At 59.5% G+C, this 17,840-nt stretch carries 15 protein-coding genes; 13 read left to right on the forward strand and 2 right to left on the reverse strand.

Annotation, left to right across the window (positions count from 1 at the left end):
* Nucleotides 1-46 precede the first annotated feature (46 nt).
* Genes GSQ93_RS18750 through GSQ93_RS18765 form a run of 4 tightly spaced genes read left to right on the forward strand, consistent with a single transcriptional unit; the run spans nt 47 to nt 3,381 of the window.
* Nucleotides 47-703, forward strand: a complete 657-nt coding sequence (locus GSQ93_RS18750) for a cytochrome C oxidase subunit I (protein WP_158937153.1) — start codon at nt 47-49, stop codon at nt 701-703.
* A gap of 24 nt (nt 704-727) precedes the next feature.
* Nucleotides 728-1,873: a heme A synthase gene (locus GSQ93_RS18755; RefSeq protein WP_158937154.1), complete on the forward strand. Its 1,146-nt coding sequence runs from the start codon at nt 728-730 to the stop codon at nt 1,871-1,873.
* Between the two features lie 6 nt (nt 1,874-1,879).
* Nucleotides 1,880-2,785, forward strand: a complete 906-nt coding sequence (gene cyoE, locus GSQ93_RS18760; protein WP_158937155.1) for a heme o synthase — start codon at nt 1,880-1,882, stop codon at nt 2,783-2,785.
* Nucleotides 2,782-3,381 carry an SCO family protein gene (locus tag GSQ93_RS18765; protein WP_158937156.1) on the forward strand — a complete coding sequence of 200 codons (600 nt, stop codon included), beginning with the start codon at nt 2,782-2,784 and terminating at the stop codon, nt 3,379-3,381. The genes cyoE and GSQ93_RS18765 overlap by 4 nt, the downstream gene beginning before the upstream one ends.
* A 74-nt stretch (nt 3,382-3,455) precedes the next feature.
* Here GSQ93_RS18765 and GSQ93_RS18770 read toward each other — a convergent pair whose 3' ends face one another.
* Nucleotides 3,456-3,746, reverse strand: coding sequence for a YciI family protein (locus GSQ93_RS18770; RefSeq protein WP_158937157.1), 291 nt, complete (start codon nt 3,744-3,746; stop codon nt 3,456-3,458).
* A gap of 68 nt (nt 3,747-3,814) precedes the next feature.
* Complete coding sequence (locus GSQ93_RS18775; protein WP_158937158.1) at nt 3,815-4,726, reverse strand: bifunctional helix-turn-helix transcriptional regulator/GNAT family N-acetyltransferase; 912 nt, start codon at nt 4,724-4,726, stop codon at nt 3,815-3,817.
* Between the two features lie 670 nt (nt 4,727-5,396).
* Between GSQ93_RS18775 and nagA the strand changes: the two genes are divergently transcribed.
* From nagA to cyoD, 9 genes are all read left to right on the forward strand, one after another.
* Entirely contained in the window at nt 5,397-6,500 is a 1,104-nt protein-coding gene (gene nagA, locus GSQ93_RS18780) for an N-acetylglucosamine-6-phosphate deacetylase (protein ID WP_158937159.1), read from the forward strand.
* On the forward strand, nt 6,493-7,500 hold the full coding sequence (locus tag GSQ93_RS18785) for an SIS domain-containing protein (protein ID WP_158937284.1): 1,008 nt from the start codon (nt 6,493-6,495) through the stop codon (nt 7,498-7,500). The genes nagA and GSQ93_RS18785 overlap by 8 nt, the downstream gene beginning before the upstream one ends.
* 14 nt (nt 7,501-7,514) lie before the next feature.
* A complete protein-coding gene (gene ptsP / locus GSQ93_RS18790) occupies nt 7,515-10,106 on the forward strand; it encodes a phosphoenolpyruvate--protein phosphotransferase (RefSeq protein WP_158937160.1) in 2,592 nt (863 codons plus the stop codon).
* 109 nt (nt 10,107-10,215) lie between these two features.
* Nucleotides 10,216-11,988 carry an N-acetylglucosamine-specific PTS transporter subunit IIBC gene (gene nagE / locus GSQ93_RS18795; RefSeq protein ID WP_158937161.1) on the forward strand — a complete coding sequence of 591 codons (1,773 nt, stop codon included), beginning with the start codon at nt 10,216-10,218 and terminating at the stop codon, nt 11,986-11,988.
* Nucleotides 11,989-12,306: 318 nt separating this feature from the next.
* Entirely contained in the window at nt 12,307-13,686 is a 1,380-nt protein-coding gene (locus tag GSQ93_RS18800) for a DUF1996 domain-containing protein (protein WP_158937162.1), read from the forward strand.
* Between the two features lie 301 nt (nt 13,687-13,987).
* On the forward strand, nt 13,988-14,878 hold the full coding sequence (cyoA, locus tag GSQ93_RS18805; protein WP_158937163.1) for a ubiquinol oxidase subunit II: 891 nt from the start codon (nt 13,988-13,990) through the stop codon (nt 14,876-14,878).
* 15 nt (nt 14,879-14,893) lie between these two features.
* The gene (gene cyoB, locus GSQ93_RS18810; protein WP_158937285.1) at nt 14,894-16,885 is read left to right on the forward strand and encodes a cytochrome o ubiquinol oxidase subunit I; all 1,992 of its coding nucleotides are present in this window, start codon (nt 14,894-14,896) and stop codon (nt 16,883-16,885) included.
* On the forward strand, nt 16,885-17,493 hold the full coding sequence (gene cyoC / locus GSQ93_RS18815; protein WP_158937164.1) for a cytochrome o ubiquinol oxidase subunit III: 609 nt from the start codon (nt 16,885-16,887) through the stop codon (nt 17,491-17,493). Before cyoB ends, cyoC begins: the two co-directional genes overlap by 1 nt.
* The gene (gene cyoD / locus GSQ93_RS18820) at nt 17,494-17,826 is read left to right on the forward strand and encodes a cytochrome o ubiquinol oxidase subunit IV (RefSeq protein ID WP_158937165.1); all 333 of its coding nucleotides are present in this window, start codon (nt 17,494-17,496) and stop codon (nt 17,824-17,826) included. It begins immediately after the preceding gene.
* The last annotated feature ends 14 nt before the right edge of the window (nt 17,827-17,840 follow it).

A 17,840-nucleotide genomic window follows, 5' to 3' on the forward strand; every position in this document is an offset into this window, starting at 1 on the left:
AATGAACTACGCGATGCCGCAAACGAATAGAGGCAACATTTTGTCCATGCAAACTCCCCGACCGTCCGCGTCCGCCGTTCACAAGGCGCGTGCCCAGCAGCAGGAACGCAAGCCCGGTTCATGGAACAAGGGGCGCTGGATGCTGATCCTGCTCGCGGCGGTGTGCGCCGCGCCGGTCCTCGCGTCCTACTTTATGTACTACGTGGTCAAGCCGACCGGTGGAACCACGAGCTATGGTGCGTTGGTCGAGCCGCAACGCCCGATTCCGGACCAACTTGTCGTCAAAGACGAGCAAGGCAAACCCATGCCGCTCACCGCCCTAAGCGGCAAATGGCTGATGATCACGGTCAACGGCAGCGACTGCAACGAGCAATGCGTCACACGCCTGTTCTTCATGCGGCAGGTGCGTGTGTTGCAAGGTGCGGAACGCGATCGCGTGGTCAACGTCTGGCTTCGTACCGATGACAAACCGGTGTCGAGCGTGATCCGCGCGGCTTATCCGCAGCCGGACACCCGCATGCTGGTCGCCGACCCCAAGGTGGTGGCGGCGTGGCTGCCGCCGGGCGCGGATTCGCAACTCACCGATCACATCTTTCTGGTCGATCCCAATGGCAATCTCATGATGCGGTTCCCGAAGAATCCGGCGCCGGAGAAGATCAAGGCGGATCTGGCGAAGCTGCTGAAATGGTCGCGGATCGGTTGAAGACGAGTTGAGGACAGTACGCGCATGACTTACGTTTTACAGCTCGGGTTGATCGGCATCTGCATTGCGTTGTTGCCGCTTTCATATGTGTGGGTGAAAGCCGACGACAACAAATTCCGCAAGCTCGTCTGGCTAACCACGTTCCTGACGCTCGACCTCGTGATGTTCGGTGGTTTTACGCGTTTGACCGATTCGGGTCTCGGTTGTCCCGATTGGCCGGGTTGCTACGGCACGTCATCGCCGTTCATTGCGCACGCAGCCATTGCCGCCGCCAACCAGGCGATGCCGACGGGGCCTGTGAGTATCGGCAAAGCGTGGATCGAAATGATCCACCGTTATTTCGCCATGGCGATCGGCGTGTTGATCATCGCGCAGGTTCTGATTGCCTGGACGGCGCGGTTCAAGCGTCGGCCGCTGCACGTGTCGCCCTGGTGGCCGACCGGGATCCTGATGCTGATCGTGGTGCAGGGCGCGTTTGGCGCCTGGACGGTCACCATGAAGCTGCAGCCGGTGATTGTGACCACGCATCTGTTGCTCGGGCTGGCGTTGCTCGGCTCGCTCGGCTGGCTGGCCGCGCGCCAGACGCCAATTCCGGCTATCGATCCCGCCGCCGCCCGCTGGCTGCCCGCGGCGCTCGTCGGATTGTTGCTGCTGGTGGTTCAGATCGCGCTGGGCGGCTGGGTCAGCACCAATTACGCGGTGCTCGCCTGCACGGACTTCCCGCTGTGCAACGGCGCCTGGATTCCGCCGATGAACTTCGAACACGGCTTCCACCTGTGGCGTGCACTCGGCATGACCGGCGACGGCGATGTCATCTCGCAAGACGCGCTCGTCGCGATCCACTGGACCCACAGGACCTTTGCGATTGTCGTCGTGCTATACACGTTATGGCTTGCAGCGAAACTGCGGCGATTTGAGTCGTTGAGAAAACCCGCCAACGGCATCATGATCGTGATCGTCGTGCAGTTCCTGACGGGATTGTCGAACATCCTGCTGCAGTGGCCGCTGCCCATCGCCGTGGCCCACAACGGCGGGGCCGCCATCCTTTTGCTGTTGCTCGTTATGGTAAACTTTCGAATCTCTTCCAGCCGTCCCGGCCACGTTGTGGGGTCGTCTGCCACCGCCCCGCGCGACGCCGTTCCCGCATCACTCCCGCGCCAAGCTCCGTGAGTTTCTATGGACAGCACGACACTGATTTCCCCTTCCGGTAACCGCCTCTCGCAATACATCGCGTTGACCAAACCGCGCGTGACGCAACTCGCGGTTTTCTGCGCGGTCATCGGCATGTTCCTGGCCACGCCGGGCATGGTGCCGTGGACGGTGCTGATCGGCGGAACGGTTGGCATCTGGCTGCTCGCCGGGGCCGCGTTCGCCATCAACTGCCTGATGGAACAAAAGATCGATGCAATGATGCGCCGCACCGCGTGGCGTCCGTCCGCACGCGGCGAGATCACGCCCGCGCAGATCCTGCTGTTTTCAGCGGTGCTCGGCGGTGCAGGCATGTGGACGCTCTACACGTTCACGAATGCGCTGACCATGTGGCTGACAATCGCGACGTTCGTCGGCTATGCGGTGATTTATACGTGCTTGCTGAAACCCGCGACGCCCCAAAACATTGTGATCGGCGGCGCGTCGGGCGCCATGCCGCCGGCGCTTGGCTGGGCAGCCGTCACGGGCCATGTACCCGGCGACGCGTGGATTCTTGTCCTGATCATCTTCGTATGGACACCGCCGCACTTTTGGGCGCTGGCGTTGTACAGGCGGAAAGATTACGAGAACGCCGGCTTGCCGATGCTCCCGAACACGCACGGCGAAAAATACACGCGCCTGCACATCCTGTTGTACACGGTGATTCTGTTTGCCGTGACCATGATGCCGTTTATCTCCGGCATGAGTGGTGTGCTTTATCTCGCGTCGGCCGTTGTGCTCGGCGGCGTTTTCCTTGGTTATGCGTGGAAGATTTATCGTGAATATTCAGATGACCTGGCGCGCAAGACCTTTCGGTTCTCCATCGTGTATTTGTCGCTGCTGTTCGGCGCGCTGCTCGTGGATCATTACGTGCGGACGGTGATCGGTTTATGAAGTTTTCAGTTCGGAGAATCGCTGTCGGTTTGGGACTCGTTTTAGCGGCCGCGCTGCTCGCAGGATGCGATAGCAAACCCGCGTTCACGAATCTCGACATCACGGGCAATACGCAGTTTGGCAGCGATTTTTCGTTGCCCGATACCAGCGGCAAACCGCGCACGCTCGGTGACTTCAAAGGCAAGGCCGTCGTGCTGTTCTTCGGCTATACACATTGCCCGGACGTTTGCCCGACCACGCTCGCTGAACTTTCGCAGGCCCTCCAAAAACTCGGCGATGACGGCAAGCGCGTTCAGGTGCTGATGGTCACCGTCGATCCCGCGCGCGACACAGCGCCGTTGCTAGGTGAATATGTATCGGCGTTCAGCCCGACGTTCATCGGTTTGCGCCCCGCTGATACGGCCGAACTCGTCAAGATCACGAAAGATTTTCGCGTGTATTACGCGCAGGTTCCCGGCAAGACGGCCGGCGAATACACCATGGATCACACGGCCGCGAGCTATGTCTTCGACCCCCAAGGTAAGCTCAGGTTGTTCGCACGCGACGGGCAGGGCGTGGATACGTGGGTACACGATCTGAAGCTGTTGCTCGATTAAGCGGGCGCTTGGTGATCAGTAACACGAAGGCCGTTTCAACTCACGTTGAAACGGCCTTTTTCATGGCTGACCGCTCACGGCGATTGCGGCAAATTCAGTCCCGGTGCGAGTCGCGTGGCGTTGAACTCGATAATGTCGTAGTGCACGAGCCGCTGCTGCGAGAACGGGTCTTCCGCAATGATCGCGTCAAGCCGGTCACGTTCCATGGCCGCTGCCAGAATCACGCCGCCGTCGCGCGGTACTTTAGGCCCCGCCATAATAAACGCGCCTGCGTCGAACTGCCGTGCGAGATAGAGGCGATGGGCGTCGAGCGCGTCGTCGATTTCAGCGAGCGCGCCGGTGTAGCGTAGATGGATGACGTACATGGGCGATTTCAACCGATGAAGAACGGGCCTCAATATTAAGCCCACGCAGTAGCCATTGTGCGCAGGCTTTAAAAGGCGCGGGGCTCGCTCAAGCGCTTTATCCATTCGCGCTGGCCGCTTAGTTCCTCGAAACCAAGCTGCTCGAGTAGAGGAGCAACCGGGGCCGGATTCAGATCGGTCGAGCAGACGATGTGGTCATACCCGGACTCAGTGGCAAACGTCACGCACGCGTTGATCAAACGACGGGCGATGCCACCCCGCCTTACACCGGGTTCCGCGAACAACGCCGAAAGCCGTGCACTCCCGGCTGACTCCCCGATCAGCAGGCTCGCACCCACGCTGACGCCGTCCTGCTCGGCGATCCAGCACCCATTGCGCAGCGGATCGGGTGCGGTCAGATAATCCGCTACGACCGTCGCTGTACGCGTTTCCCGCTCACGTTGCGCTTGCATTCCACCCGGGGCAAGTTGCGCCTCACGCTCGACAATCCAGCCGAAATCACCGGGTCGCGGACCGCGTAGCCGAACGCGCGGCGCTTCGTCGTTCGGCCCAAGCAGGCGCTGGACGCACCCCATCGATGCAAGCAATTGCGCGCGTTCGTCCGGCGTCATTGCGTCCAGCGTCGCCGATACGTCGTCGCGAACGTGCGTGGTTACCGCAGCCAGCGCCATCTCTCCGGCCGTGGTCAATAAAACCTGGTTGCGTCGGGCATCGCCGGAAAATGGATGTCGCTCGATCAAGCCTGCGCCCTCGAATTGCGTCAGCATCCGGCTCAGATAACCGGTATCGAGTCCTAACGTGCGCGAGATATCCGCAGCCGCGCACGTGCCGGCATGCATGACGGCAAACAGCACACGCATTTCAGTCAGCGACAGCGCGCTGTGCTCGACCAACTCATGGGGTGCCCTGACGTGGCACGCATAAAACCATTGGAAGCGGCGCACCGCGTCCGTCAGGCCGTCGTTCGTGAAACTGTCCATACCCGCCTCGCTCTCTCGTTTTTATGCCGTTCACCGTTTCTCCCAGCGAATCGATCGAGTCCATTGTGCCGATAAAAAGCATGACCGTGCACAAGAGCGTTAGCGGCACCTCTTGCGGCTGACCAAGGGCGTCTATAGTGTGTAGACCAGCCGAGTCAAAGTGGGCTGCATTCAAGGGTAATCACTGATACGAAAGCATCTGCGAAATAAATTTGAGATGCGTTCAACCTATTGATAATTAACAACTTTGTTCAATAGTCGGTAATTGATTTCTGAAATTGACTGGTATTATTTTGGTTATATAATGGGCTCGCCAAAGACACCGGTTTTGCGACCATTCTTATGCACATTCGATCTGTGAATCGATCGTCAAAATTGGTCGCAAAGTGTCAATCAAGGTGTCCGGCTGCCATCCTGTCGTTGCGTTCCATGCATCAAGCCTCGCGCCAGAGTCTGTTCACTATCGGATCGGCGAGACGTCGAAACAGGCGTCGCAAAACAACTCCAGGGGCGAAAAGCGCCATCGCGGGGAATCGCTGAAGTCGTTTCATCAGCGAATTCCGGCCTGCTCGCAGCGGGTGCGACGGTCTTTGAGCTTCATCACGCGCGCAGCGCGCACCGCCAGACGCGTCTAACGCACGTCAAGCGGTACGTTTCACGAGAGAGATTCATGCTGAAAGGAAACATCCTGACGACCGACGGCTGGATATACGGCACGGTCGAGTTTGCGAACGGACGGGTGACCGCGCTCGAAGGCGCGCGCGTGGACCCGAAGACCAATGACGCGCCGTATATCCTGCCGGGTTTCGTCGACTGCCACGTGCATGGCGGCGGCGGTGCGGACATCATGGAAGGCGGTGACGCAGCAAGCATCGTTTCGCGCGAGCACGCGAAGCACGGCACTACCAGCATGCTCGCCACCACCATGACCGCTCCACGCGACGAACTCATGGCAGTCGTCGCGGGTCTCGGTGAACAATCCATCCGCCGCGCGCCCGGCGGCGCCCGTGTGCTGGGCGTGCATCTGGAAGGTCCTTATATCAATCCCGGCAAGCTTGGCGCGCAGCCCGATGCGGCCGCAGTCGCCGTCCGGGACGAAGTGCTGAAGTACTTGTCGCTCGCGCCCATCCGCGTGGTCACGATTGCGCCGGAAATCTCCGGGCATATTGAAGTGATCCAGGAAATGGCAGCGCGCGGCGTACGTGTGCAAGTGGGCCATTCGCTCGCGACTTACGACGACGCAGTCAATGCGCTCAAACACGGCGCACGCGGTTTCACGCACTTGTTCAACGCCATGTCGCCGCTGCATCACCGCGATCCGGGCGTGGTCGGTGCCGCGCTCGCGCATGCCGAGTACGCCGAACTGATTCCCGATCTTATACACGTGCATCCCGGTGCGATCCGCGCCGCGCTGCGCGCCATTCCGCGCCTGTACGTGGTGACCGACAGCACCTCGGCGGCCGGTATGCCCGACGGCGAATATCGCCTGGGCAGCCAGCACGTCACGAAGTGCATGGGCGGCGTGCGTCTTGCCGACGGCACGCTCGCCGGCAGCACGCTGACCATGGATCAGGCGCTGCGCAATCTTGTCTCCATCGGCTTGCCGATGGCGGACGTTTCCAATCGCCTGTCACGCTACGCCGCCGATTATCTCGGCCTTGAGGACAGAGGCCGGATCGCGCGTGGCGCGTGGGCGGACCTCGTTGTTTTCGATCGCGAACTTGCGTTGACGGCTACTTATGTAGAAGGTGAATCAATTGTCGAATATGCTTGACGAGGCGCTGGCCTCCGCCGACGTGGTGGTTGCCCAGCTCGCCGATACTTCCCATATCGAAGCACTCGCCGCACGGCTCGCCGAAGAGCCGCGCCACGTTGCGCTGACCGTTGCACGCGGTTCATCGGATCACGCCGCCAGTTACTTCGCAGGCCTGACCATGAGCCGTATCGGCGTGCCGGTCGCTTCGTTGCCCATGTCGGTTGCGACCTTGCAGCAGGCGCCCTTGCGCGTGAAAGGCCAACTGGCTGTCGCGTTCTCGCAGTCCGGCAAGAGTCCTGACCTGATCGGCACAATGCAGGCGTTGCGTGCCGCCGGCGCGCTGACCGTGGCCGCCGTCAACGCGCCCGGTTCGCCGCTCGCCGAAGCGTGTGAATGGAATCTGCCGCTGCTAGCCGGGCCGGAATTGTCGGTGGCGGCGACTAAAAGCTATATCGCGATGTTGTCGCTGTCGGCGATCGTGATTGCGCACGTGCAGAAAGACGTCGAGTTGCTAAGCGCCTTGAAAACGCTGCCCGACGCATTGCGCGCAGCGGGCAAGCTCGACTGGTCGCACGCTGTCGATGAACTGAAAAACGTTGACCGCATGATCGTGATCGGCCGTGGACTCGGTCTCGCGATTGCCCAGGAAGCGGCGCTGAAGTTGAAGGAAACATCGGGCATCCAGGCCGAAGCGTTCTCTAGTGCAGAAGTGCGGCATGGCCCGATGGAGCTCATCGGCGCGGACTATCCGCTGCTGGTGTTCGCACCGCGCGGTCCGGAACAGGCCGGTTTGATCCAGCTTGCCCGCGATATGCGCGCGCGTGGCGCACGCGTGTTGCTCGCCGCGCCCGCCGATATTCCCGAAGCCACGTTGCCGCTGGTCGAGACGGCGCATTTCGCGCTCGATCCGATCGCCGCAATCCTGTCCTTCTATGTGATGGCCGACGCCCTGGCTGCTGCGCGCGGGCGTAATCCCGACGCGCCGCGCCATCTGGCCAAAGTCACCGAAACCCGTTAATCGAGAGTCATCCGATGCGTCGTGCCGAGGAGTCCCTGTTGAATCATTCCCCTGAAAACCCGAACGATTTCGTGTTGCTCGCGCCGTTCACCGGCCCGATGGTGCCGCTCGCCGATGTCCCCGATCCTGTGTTTGCGGACGGCATGTTCGGCGATGGTATTGGCATCGATCCGCTGACAGGTGTGCTGCTTTCACCCTGCGATGGCGTCATCACGCATCTCGCCCGCACACATCACGCTGTGACTTTGCGCACGCCGCAAGGCGCGGAAATCCTGGTGCATATCGGTATCGATACGGTCGAGCTAGCGGGAAAAGGTTTCACGCCGAAGGTCGAGCAGGGCGCGAGCGTGCGTGCCGGCCAGGTGTTGATCGAATTCGACGCCGACTACGTCGCGCAGCACGCGCCAAGCCTCGTTTCCGTGATCGCGATCGCCAATAGCGACGCGTTCGAGGTGGTCGACCGCGCCGGCCGCGGCATGCTGAAAGCGGGCGAAAGCCAGTTGCTCGTGCTGCGCGGCAAAGGCGGCGTGAAAGCGGACGCGGCTCGCAGCGACTCGAATTTCACCGACGAAGCGCGCCGCAACGTGACGCTCGCGCATGCCGGCGGTTTGCACGCGCGGCCTGCCGCACGCGCCCGCGAAGCGGCGCGCGGTTTCGACGCCAAGGTGGAAGTGCGTTTCAACGGTCGTAAAGCGCCGATTGAAAGCGTGGTCGGTTTGCTCGGACTGGGCGCAGGCGAAGGCGCGACGGTCGAATTGCTTGGCGTAGGCGCGCAAGCCGCGGCAGCGGTAGAAGCGGTCGCGGCGGAACTGCTGCGCGAAGCGCATGGTGAAGTGGAAGAGAAACCGGCGCGGTCGCAATCGCCCGCGCCGGTTGCTGTCTCACGTGAGCCCGGCAAGCCACTTGATCCAAATACGATTGCGGGCGTATGCGCATCGCCGGGAATTGCGGTTGGCAAACTCGTGCGCTGGGACAATCAGGACATCGCGCCGCCTGAGCAGGCAACAGGGACATCGGCCGCTGAGAGCCGCTCGCTGGACAAAGCCATTGCAACCATAGACGCGGAACTGGACGAAACCGTCCGTACTGCTTCGCAACGTGGTGCGGTCGGTGAAGCGGGAATTTTCGCGGTGCATCGCGTATTGCTGGAAGACCCCACGCTGCTCGACGCCGCGCGCGATCTGATCAGCCTCGGCAAGAGCGCCGGGTTTGCGTGGCGTGAAGCGATTCGTGCGCAGATCGTGGTGCTGTCGACTATCGAAGACACGTTGCTGGCTGAACGTGCATCGGATCTTCGCGATATCGAAAAGCGCGTGCTGCGCGCGCTCGGTTATACGAACACGGCGGCACGCGAGTTGCCCGACGAAGCCGTGCTCGCCGCCGATGAATTCACCCCCTCCGACCTCTCGTCTCTCGACCGCACGCGCGTAACGGCGCTGGTGATGGCACGCGGCGGCGCGACGTCGCACGCGGCGATCATCGCGCGCCAGATCGGCATTCCGGCCCTGGTCGCGGTGGGCGACGCGCTGCACGCTATTCCCGACGGCACGCAGGTCGTGGTCGATGCATCCGCCGGTCGGCTGGAGCACGCGCCCACCGCACTCGATGTAGAACGCGCGCGCCTCGAGCGCCAGCGTCTCGCGGGTGTGCGCGAGGTGAACCGGCGCACGTCACAGGAAGCGGCAGCGACACACGACGGCCGCACGATTGAAGTCGCGGCGAACATCGCGACACTTGAAGACGCAAAGACTGCCGTCGATAACGGCGCGGACGCGGTCGGCCTCCTGCGCACGGAACTGTTGTTCATTCATCGCCAGACGGCGCCTACGGCGGACGAACATAAAGAAAGCTATCAATCGATCGTGGGCGCGTTGAACGGGCGCACGGCGATTATCCGCACGCTCGACGTGGGCGCGGACAAGGAAGTCGATTACCTCACGCTGCCGCCTGAAACGAACCCGGCGCTGGGCTTGCGCGGCATTCGGCTGGCACAGGTGCGCCCCGATCTCCTCGACGACCAGTTGCGTGGTCTGCTCGCGGTGAAACCGTTCGGTACGGTGCGCATTCTCCTGCCTATGGTCACCGACTCCGGCGAACTCGTGCGCCTGAGAAAGCGCATCGACGAACTCGCGGCGGAAATTGGCCGGACCGATCCCATTCAAGTGGGCGTGATGATCGAAGTGCCGTCGGCGGCGCTGCTGGCCGATCAACTCGCTCGACACGCGGATTTCCTGTCTATCGGCACGAACGATCTCACGCAATACACGCTCGCGATGGACCGTTGCCAGGCCGATCTCGCGGCCCAGGCCGACGGTTTGCATCCTGCGGTGCTGCGCCTGATCAAGGCCGCAACGGACGGCGCGGCGAAACACGGCAAGTGGGTCGGCGTGTGCGGTGCGCTGGCCGGCGATCCGGTCGCCGTGCCCTTGCTCGTGGGCCTTGGCGTGACGGAATTGTCGGTGGATCCGGTTTCGGTTCCCGGCATCAAGGCGCTCGTGCGCAAACTCGATTACCCACTGTGCCGTCAGCGCGCTGAGGACGCCTTGGCGCTCGAATCAGCACAGGCAGTAAGAGCAGCAAGCCGCGAAATCTGGCCGCTGGACTAACACGTCCGTCCGGCAGTCAGCCTTCGCGTTTATTAGTAAAAAAAGCTTCGATCGACAACCTGTTGCACCAACACGATCAACGACAAGACACTTATCTCTGGAGAACCTGATGGACGCTAACCTGTTTGCGAGAATGCAGCGTCTCGGCCGCGCGCTGATGCTGCCGATCGCCGTGCTACCGGTGGCCGGGCTGCTATTACGCCTCGGCCAGCCGGATGTCTTCAACATCAAGATGATCGCCGATGCTGGCGATACGATCTTTACAAACCTGCCACTCTTGTTCGCCATCGGCGTGGCGGTTGGTTTTGCGAAGGACAATAACGGTACGGCCGGTCTGGCGGGCGCGATCGGTTACCTGATCGAAATCGCAGTGATGAAGGACATCAACGACAAGCTCAACATGGGCGTGCTGTCGGGGATCGTTGCAGGTTGCGTGGCCGGGTTCCTCTACAACAAGTACAAAGACATCAAGTTGCCTGAATACCTCGCGTTCTTCGGAGGGAAACGCTTCGTGCCGATTGTCACGGGGGTGACCTGTCTGGTGATCGGGATTGTCCTGGGCTATGTCTGGGCACCGGTCCAGGCGGCTATCGATGCAGCCGGCGGCTGGCTGACCGGCGCAGGCGCACTGGGCGTGTTCGTGTTCGGCGTGCTGAACCGGATCCTGCTCGTGACGGGTCTGCACCACATCATCAACTCGCTTGCATGGTTCGTGTTCGGTTCGTACACGCCCCCGGGCGGCGGCGCGGCGGTGACGGGCGACTTGCATCGCTTCTTTGCCGGCGATAAAACCGCAGGCGGCTTCATGACGGGTTTCTTCCCGGTCATGATGTTCGGCTTGCCGGCAGCGTGTCTGGCCATGTTCCATGAAGCACCGAAGGAACGCCGCGCCATGGTTGGCGGCTTGCTCTTCTCGATGGCCCTGACCGCGTTCCTGACGGGCGTGACCGAGCCGATCGAATACACCTTCATGTTCCTCGCACCGGCGCTGTACGCGATCCACGCGGTGCTGACGGGCTTGTCGCTTGCCATCTGCTCGGCGTTGGGTATTCACCTGGGCTTCACGTTCTCGGCTGGTGCTATCGACTATGTGCTGAACTACGGTCTCTCGCAGCGCGGCTGGCTGGCGATTCCGGTGGGCATTGTCTACGCCGTGGTCTATTACGGGCTGTTCCGCTTCTTCATCCGCAAGTTCAACATGGCAACGCCAGGCCGTGAGCCTGCTACGACCGACGCAGAAGTCGACTCGTATGACAACACGGGCTTCGTTTCCCCGACAGCCGGTGCTACCGTGCCGCGCGCCGTGCGTTACATCGCGGCTTTGGGCGGTGCGTCGAACCTGACGCTCGTCGATGCTTGCACGACCCGTCTGCGTCTTTCGGTGGTGGATTCGGCGAAGGTGTCGGAACCCGAGTTGAAGGCAATTGGCGCACGCGGCGTGTTGAAACGCGGTGCGACGAGTGTGCAGGTCATCATTGGACCGGAAGCCGATCTCATCTCCGATGAAATCCGCACCGAACTCGAACGTACATCCGCAGGCGGCGCAACCCGGGCTTCGTCCGCTCCGGCTGCTGCTGTGCCCCTGGCCGCAGTTCCTGCAGGTGAGCAAGGCCCGCTCGATCCGGACCCGGTGCGCTGGCTCGCCGTGTTTGGTGGCGCGACCAACGTGGCATCGCTCGATGCCGTCGCAGCGACGCGCCTGCGCGTAGTGGTTCGCGATCCGTCGTCGGTGGATCGTCAACGGTTGTCGTCGCTTGACGTAGCTTGGGTGTCGGCCGATACGTTCCACATTGTTGTGGGCAACGCGGCGGATCGTTATGCCCGCACGCTGGCAACGCGCTTGTCGGCTACGGGTGGCGGAGCGTCGCCGATGCCGGCGTAACTTCTTAGCGCGTAGTTCGCGGCCGGGTTTTTTGATCGCTCGGTCGCCGGTTTGAAATTTCCTTTTGATTTACTTTTAAGACCCGGCATGACGAAAGTCATGATCCGGGTCTATTATTTGTATCTCAAACAATAAGTAAACCTAATTAATTACTCATTTGCAACGAGTTCTACAGTCGTTTCCGTTTCATCAAGCATCGCGCGCAGAAAAATTGGCAATCGATACCATCGTTACCAGTCGATTAATAAAGATAACTAATTAAATAATGTAGCGAAACCAATTCACCTAACGTTTCCGTTTTCCCATCAGGAGTCGTTCATGAAAAGAAAGATCGTCATCTGGACCATGTTCATGCTTGCGGCCGGAGCGGCCCATGCCGCTAATTTCAATACCCAATGCAATTATTCGCACACGCTTCCCGATGACCCTATTGTTTATCCAGGGAAAGCGGGGGAGGCGATGGTGCACGATTTTTTCGGTAATACAAACACGAATGCGTCCAGTACCTACGATTCGCTGAACAGCAACAAAGCCACGACCTGCGATTCGAATGCCGACCGATCGGCTTACTGGGCCCCGCAATTGAAACGAGCGTCCGGGGTCATCAATGCGACGTATGAGAAGACCTACTATAAGGACGATCAACATGTGGCTTCTTATCCCATCAACGCTATTCCGTTGGGACTCCAGATGCTGGCCGGAGATCACATGGGGAAAGGGCCCAATCCCCATGTCAATTTCCTGTGCCTGGGCAGTGGCAATTACACCACGACAATGCCAACCAGCTGTCCGTCCAATAGCGCCAGCGGCGGTGACCCGTCGGAACTGGATATCTCCGTGCATTTTCCGGATTGCTGGGATGGTGTGAACCTGGTGCCGAATCTCGGAAGCGGCCGGGAGAATCGGATGAAGGGGTTGATGAAAGCGGCTAAGGGCAAGCTCAACGTGGCGTATCGGAACTCCGATGGCACATGTCCCTCTGGTTATCCGGTCAAGATTCCTGAGCTTCAGTTGAACATCTCATATCCGCTTGGGGCCGATCCTGACTTGACCACCGCGCAGTTGTCACTCGATCCAATATTCCAGAACGGTCAATGGGTGCCGCAATGGGGCAGCATGTACACGGCTCACGGAGATTTCATCAACGCGTGGCACGCGGAAAGCATGCAATTTATTGTCGACTCGTGCATGAACAAGCCGAGCACGCCGGGCTCAACGTGCGGCAAGAACATTCCAACCTATTACTCTGCGGCAAGTGCAGACGTTCGACTGACCGGCAGCGGATCAACTGAGGCCACAGGCGCGACGCTTGTCTCAGATCCCGGCGACGTGATCTTCATTAAATTTCCGACACCCGCCAATCTTGACGACTACGTCTACGCCAGTTCGTACCTTCAGACGCTCGCCGGCAACGTGAGCGATACCAGCACAATCACGCTGGATCTCTACGCGGCATCGACCGATTGGGACGATACGACGAAGCTGCCGAGCGCGGCATCGTGCACGACGCAAAAGATTGGCGGTATCTATCTTAATAACGCGCAGCAAGTCAGAAACAACGACATCTCCTCGTACGTTGCGTCACAAAAAGCGGCGGCGGCCACGCAAATCGGGATCTGCGTTCGCAATGCCACAGGGAAAACTGTGCAGTTCTCGTCGCGCGATGGTTCGTGGACGCCAGGGCTGTACTTGAAGTAATCGCTTGGTCTCGCCGCGCGATCCACGCGGCGAGAAAAACCTCGATCACAGGTCGGAACCAATCCCCGCCGAATGTTGTTCATCTCGTTTTTATCGATAAAATCCAATTGTCTTGATAATTTGAAATCAATCGTAGCGATAAATTAACTATTAATATGCGGCAACAGGACGCATCGAATACACACAAAACATTTTTCGAGAAAGTTGGATTAAGTGAACCCTTGAAATCGCGCTACCCTTCTCCCGAGACTGATTAAAAGTCTAAACGTAATATCTCAAAAACGTTGAAATCGGGCAAGGTATGAAACAAAAATCCGGGTCGGGGTTTTGCAAGCCGTTAGCAATTTTCCCTGCTCTTCTGCTGTCGGGCTGTGGTCAGATGGATCTTCTCGATCCTAAAGGCAGCATCGGACTGGCTGAGAAGAATCTCATTCTTACATCCACGTACGCCATGCTGATCGTGGTGGTGCCGGTGATCTTCCTGACGCTGTTGTTTGCGTGGAAGTATCGGCAATCGAATACGTCGGCTGAATATTTACCCAAGTGGGCTCACTCTACCAAGATAGAAATCGTGATCTGGCTCGTCCCGAGTCTGATCATTTTATATCTGGGTATATTGACGTACAAAAGCACGCACGCGCTTGATCCTTATAAGCCGCTCGTGTCAGACGTCAAACCAATTAATGTCGAAGTGGTCGCGCTCGACTGGAAATGGTTATTCATTTATCCGGATCTGGGTATTGCAACGGTAAACCGGATCGAGTTTCCGGTCGGTACGCCGGTGAACTTCAAGATCACGTCGGATTCCGTGATGAACTCATTTTTCATCCCGCAACTGGGTGGGCAAATTTACGCAATGGCCGGCATGCAGACCAAACTGCATTTGATCGCCGACGAGGCGGGTGACTACGCCGGCATCTCCGCGAATTTCAGTGGTCAAGGCTTCTCGGACATGAAATTCCGCGCCGTTGCGACTACGCCCGAGGAGTTTGCGGCCTGGGTCGCGAAGGTGAAGTCATCGCCGAGTCAGCTCGACGGCGTGAACTACGCGGCGGTTGCGTTGCCGACCGAAAAGCATCCGGTCCAGTACTTCTCCAAGGTCGACGCGAATCTGTTTCAGAGCATCGTCGCGAAATATAACAACGGGCATGCTCGCAACATACCCGACCCGATCTGCCGCACGAAGGGATAAGCCATGTTTGGAAATCTGTTGGGAAAATTAACGCTAGCGGACATACCGTTCGATCAGCCGATCATCATGGGCGCGGCAGCGTTCATGGCGCTCATTGTGCTGGCCGTGGTCGTCGGGCTGACGTGGTTCAAGAAGTGGGGCTATCTGTGGAGTGAATGGCTGACTTCGGTCGATCACAAGAAGATTGGCGTGATGTATATCGTGGTGGCGGTGTTAATGCTGCTGCGCGGTTTTGTCGATGCGCTCATGATGCGCACGCAACTCGCGCTCGCTTATAACGGGCCGGGATTTCTGCCGCCCGAGCATTACAACCAGGTCTTCACGGCGCACGGCGTCATCATGATTTTCTTCATGGCGATGGCGTTCATGATCGGCTTGATGAACATTGTCGTGCCGCTGCAAATTGGCGCACGCGATGTCGCGTTTCCGTTCATCAACTCGCTGAGTTTCTGGATGACCGCGCTTGCCGCCATCCTGATCAATATCTCGCTGGTGATCGGGGACTTCGCGCAAACCGGCTGGCTCGCATATCCGCCGTTGTCGGAGCTGCAATTCAGTCCGGGGGTGGGTGTCGACTACTATTTATGGAGTCTGCAGCTGTCCGGCATAGGAACGTTGCTGACTGGCGTCAACTTCTTCGTGACCATCATCAAGATGCGCGCGCCGGGCATGACGCTCATGAAGATGCCGGTGTTCACCTGGACGTCGCTGTGCTCGAACGTGCTGATTCTCGCCACGTTCCCGATCCTGACCGCAACGCTCGCGTTGCTGGCGCTCGACCGTTACCTCGGCATGCATTTCTTCACGAACGACGGTGGCGGCAACGCCATGCTTTACCTGAACCTGATCTGGGCATGGGGACACCCGGAGGTGTACATCCTGGTGCTGCCGGCGTTCGGCATCTACTCGGAAGTCGTGGCTACGTTCGCGAAAAAGCCGTTGTTCGGCTACAAGACGATGGTCTACGCCACGTGCTCGATCATGGTGCTGTCGCTGCTCGTCTGGCTGCATCACTTCTTCACCATGGGTTCCGGCGCGAACGTGAATGCGTTTTTCGGGATCATGACGATGATCATCGCCATTCCGACCGGCGTGAAGATCTTCAACTGGCTGTTCACCATCTATAAGGGGCGGCTAGAGTTGTCGTCGCCGGTGTTGTGGACAATCGGCTTCATGATCACGTTCACCGTTGGCGGCATGACGGGCGTGTTGCTGGCCGTGCCGGGCGCGGACTTCGTGCTGCACAACAGCTTGTTCCTGATCGCTCACTTCCATAACGCGATTATCGGCGGCGTGGTGTTCGGATATCTTGCCGGCTTCACGTACTGGTTCCCGAAGGCGTTCGGTTTCAAGCTGAACGAAACGCTCGGCAAGTGCGCGTTCTGGTGCTGGTTCGTCGGTTTCTGGACAGCGTTCATGCCGCTGTACGTGCTCGGTTTCATGGGCGCGACGCGTCGCATGAATCACTACGACACGCCGGGCTGGCAGCCGTACATGATTATCGCGTTGATTGGCGCGTTGATCATTCTCGTGGGCGTGGTGTTCCAGATCGCTCAGGTTGTTGTCAGCGTCGTGAAACGGAATTCGCCGGCGTACAAAGACGTCACGGGTGACCCGTGGAACGGCCGAACCCTCGAATGGGCGACCAGTTCGCCGCCGCCTGTCTATAACTTCGCGGTCGTGCCGGTGGTCCATGAACTCGACGCGTTTGCACACATGAAGGAACGCGGCCGCACACGCCACGCTGTTGAGGATTATCGCGACATCCACATGCCGCGCAACACGAGCGCGGGTCTGTTCGTTGGCTTGTTCAGCCTGGCGATCGGTTTTGCGCTGGTCTGGCACATCTGGTGGCTCGCCATCGCGGGGCTGGTGGGCGTGGTCGTCACGCTGATCCTTCGTAGCTACAACAACGACATCGACTACACCATTTCCGCTGAAACCGTCGCTGGCCTGGACGGCACGCCGACGCCAGCGCGGACGCGGGACCTGCAGGAGGCACTGTAATGCTGCAAAAGACTATCCCACTCGATCTACCGGGATCGCACGATGACCACGGCGCGTCGAATACCGTGCTGGGGTTCTGGGTGTACCTGATGACCGACTGCATTATTTTTGCGTCGTTATTCGCAGTGTTCGCGGTCATGGGCCATCAGTTCGCCGACGGCCCTTCCGGCAAGGACGTGTTCGAGCTTCCCGGGGTCATGCTGGAAACGGCCATCCTGTTGCTGAGCAGTATCACGTTCGGCTTCGGCATGCTGGCCGCTCACAAGGGCAAGTCGACCGCGCTGCTGGCATGGCTCGGCGTGACGTTCGTGCTGGGCGCGGTGTTTATCGTGCTGGAAATCCACGAGTTCAGCCTGCTGATCGCGCAGGGTTACGGACCTGATCGAAGCGCGTTTTTATCTGCGTTCTTCACGCTGGTCGCAACGCACGGCTTGCACGTTACCGTTGGCCTGATCTGGATGGCGGTCCTGGCGGTGCAGGTAATCGGCAACAAGAAAGTTACCCAACGCGATCTGACGCGCCTCACGTGTCTCAGCCTTTTTTGGCACTTTCTGGACATCTTGTGGATTTGCGTCTTTACCTTTGTTTATCTGACGAGCGTCGTATAAATGGCAAACGCACATTCAATCGATACCGGCGCGGGCCACGGCAGCGTGCGCTCGTATGTCATCGGCTTCGTCCTGTCGGTCGTGCTAACGGCCGCGGCTTTTGGACTGGTCATGCAACAAGCGTTGGGGCCGACAGAATCGATCATCGCCATCGCGGTGCTCGCGTTCATTCAAATCCTCGTGCACCTGGTGTTTTTCCTGCATATGAACACGTCTTCATCGCAGCGATGGAACCTGCTTTCGCTTGGATTCGCCGTGCTGGTGGCGGTGATTCTGATCGGCGGAACGTTGTGGGTACTCCATAACGTCGGTGCACACATGATGTCGCGCTAGGTCGCAGACGTTCT

The organism is Burkholderia sp. S171, assembly GCF_009766085.1.
Classification (GTDB): Bacteria; Pseudomonadota; Gammaproteobacteria; order Burkholderiales; family Burkholderiaceae; genus Caballeronia.